Raw genomic sequence first — 2,798 nt, 5'->3', positions numbered from 1 at the left:
GATCCTCTTGTATCGTTGCCACACCATGATCACAAAACTTCCATTAGCTCTAAAACTATAGGAGTATATGAACAAGGATACAATGAACTAACTTTATCCAACTTAAAAGATAAAGAACAAATCTATCTAAAAGCAGAAAGAGACTATGATGAATTGGTTCAGCACAACTTTACTCAAAGAATTTTAAATGATAAAGATTCTATGGTGGATGGGATTTATAATGAAAGAATTAAAAAAGTTCATACGCAAACCATAGATTTAGCTAAAAATGTCAATGTTGGTGCTGAGTATCTAATAAATGTAGGTTTATCTAAAGACACCATAGTTGGATTATCTAACACTTTAAATGTAGGAGTAGACAACAAGTTAAGAGTGGCTAAAAATTCAAGTGAATATATAGGAGAAAATAAAGACACTGAAATATGCGCAAACAAAAATACCATTATACATAAAGATGAAACTAGAAATGTTAAAGGAAACAAAAAAGAAATTATAGAAGGTTATTACAATATAAATACAAGCAATAAAATACAAGTCTTGAGCGAAAAAGAGATAGATTGTAAAAGTAAAGACAATATTCTTTTTACAAGCAATGAATCCATGGGATTTGAAAGCGATAAAAATACAAGTATGGTGGCTAATAATATCACTACCTATGCAAAAACAGCTCATTATCTAAAGGCTGATAGTGAGGCAACTATACAAGTAGGAGAAACATTGATTAATGCTAAACCAGATTGTGTTATCATTAAAGCAGGTGGAGTAGAAGTAGTGATAGATTCTAAGGGTCTTGTTGTTAAAGGTGGAGAAATTAAAGCAGAGTAAATATATAGTATTTTTTTTGAAAATAAATACTATATTTTAAAAATTTTAGAATGCCAAATATTAGTAATACAATAAATAGTATAAAAAAATATCATTATGATTTTTATAGAAAATTTTATAAACTATTTTTAAAATATCAAGGAATATAAATGAATAAACTTAAAAGATTTTATATACCCTGCGGTTTGCTTATAGCTTTGATTATTTTTATAAGCTTAGCTTATCGCCCTTTAGAGCTTATCTTTTGGGATAAGTATTATTATGAAAAAGAAAATCAAATTAGAAAAGAGACATCTAAATTATTCTGGAGCAACGAAGAAGAATTTAAAAAAGTTTTTGTAGAACAAAACTTAAATCAAGAATTAAAACTTAATCAAAAAGAATTATTAAATTATATGCATAATTTTAAAAAAGATTTTAAATTTATGCAAATTTTAGGTTTAGACAATGCTTATTTGGTAGCTCTTAGAAATAAAGTAAGTATATTTGGAAGAAAAAGTGAAACTAATCTTAATTATTTTTATCTTGCTTCTAATAGCACTACCAATTTAAACGAAATGAACAATTTTATAAGCATTATGGATAGATATATCATTTTTATTAACAAAATAGATGCATTGCCTGACACTTATACACTTATGAAAATAGCCTTTAATGCTGATTATTTTCTTTTTAATTTAATCCCATTTGCTTCAAGCCTAGATAAAAACTTTATGTGTTCTATACCTCAAAAAGAACAGTTATTAGAAAATATGATTAATTCTTATAAAAAAATGAATTTATTATATAAAACAAAACTAAAAACCGAAATTCAAGAAATGATACACCCAACAATATATGAAGCAAAAAGATACAATTATTTCATAAATTTTGCTAAAGGAAAATTAAATGCATGCGGAAGATAATTTAAATTTTAAAGATAATTTTTAAATTATATAGGAAAAATAAATGTCTATTTATAAAGAATGTGAAGTTTGTAAAACAAAAATCAATAAATTACAAAATATTTGGAATATATTCTCAGGCAAATTAGAAATAAAATGCAAAAATTGCAAAAGTAAATATGGAGTTTCTAATAAAATTATAGATTGGGTGTATAGTATTTTTTGTGAAAACTTATTACTCTTTCCACCAATTGTATTTTTAAATTTCATATATTTAGGTAGATATTTTTCAAAATATGGATTATTTGAAATGATATGTTATTTATCAATAATCATTCTTTTTAGTAGAAAACTAATAAATATTGTTTTACTTCTTCTTTGTAAATTAAAAAGGCTAGAAAATGAGAGATAAAGGATTAATGGAACATCTTAAGGATATTAAAGATGGTATTGTAGATTGTTATATAGGACCTTATGATTTTGGAGATTTTTTAGCTAGAATTTCAGGTTTTAGAGATTGGCAAGAAAAAAGTGTTATTTTAGATGATTTTCATAAAAGGCAGACACTAGAAGAATTAGACTTTTTAAAAGATATTGTTAAAAATGAAACTTCTAGAAATGTTATACTAGAATATTTAATAAAAGATATCAATGAAAGACCTTTGTATTATTTAGCACCATCAGGAATTTTAACAACAATTAAAAAAATAACCAAAACAAAAAAACTATTCATAATAAACATAACTTCTTTAGGAGGAAAAGCAACATCCACCACCCACTCTCTCTACCCCTACTACAAAAACATACAAAATTCCTTTGCTCCTTTATGTTCTATAGATAATAAAAATAGTAATTTGTTAAAAGAATTTAATTTTGATAGTTTTTCTTGTAATTTTTACAATAATAATATTTTCAATCAAAGTCTTAAATATTTAGATAATATACAAGATGAAAAAGAATATATCAATGAGTATAAAATATTTTTAGAAAATCTTAATCACTTTAATCAAGAATATAATAATTATAAACTTATGTCTATACAAGTAATCAATAATTTAAAAATAGCCTATATACAAAAACTATCTTTAG

General features: G+C 24.2%; 2 protein-coding genes and 1 pseudogene. All 3 read left to right on the top strand.

What is annotated here, in order from left to right; all coding sequences use genetic code 11:
• Nucleotides 1-825, top strand: an 825-nt coding sequence (locus L8W56_RS08665; RefSeq protein ID WP_318529812.1) for a bacteriophage T4 gp5 trimerisation domain-containing protein, incomplete at its 5' end; no start/stop codon positions are given.
• Between the two features lie 149 nt (nucleotides 826-974).
• Nucleotides 975-1,730: a hypothetical protein gene (locus L8W56_RS08660; RefSeq protein ID WP_263660020.1), complete on the top strand. Its 756-nt coding sequence runs from the start codon at nucleotides 975-977 to the stop codon at nucleotides 1,728-1,730.
• 380 nt (nucleotides 1,731-2,110) lie between these two features.
• Nucleotides 2,111-2,798 (top strand): annotated as a pseudogene (locus L8W56_RS08655) (hypothetical protein); the annotation flags it as partial.

Source organism: Campylobacter sp. IFREMER_LSEM_CL1085 (genome assembly GCF_025772235.1).
GTDB lineage: Bacteria > Campylobacterota > Campylobacteria > Campylobacterales > Campylobacteraceae > Campylobacter_D > Campylobacter_D lari_D.
Note: the sequence above shows the minus strand (reverse complement) of the source record. Positions and strands in the feature narration are given on the sequence as shown.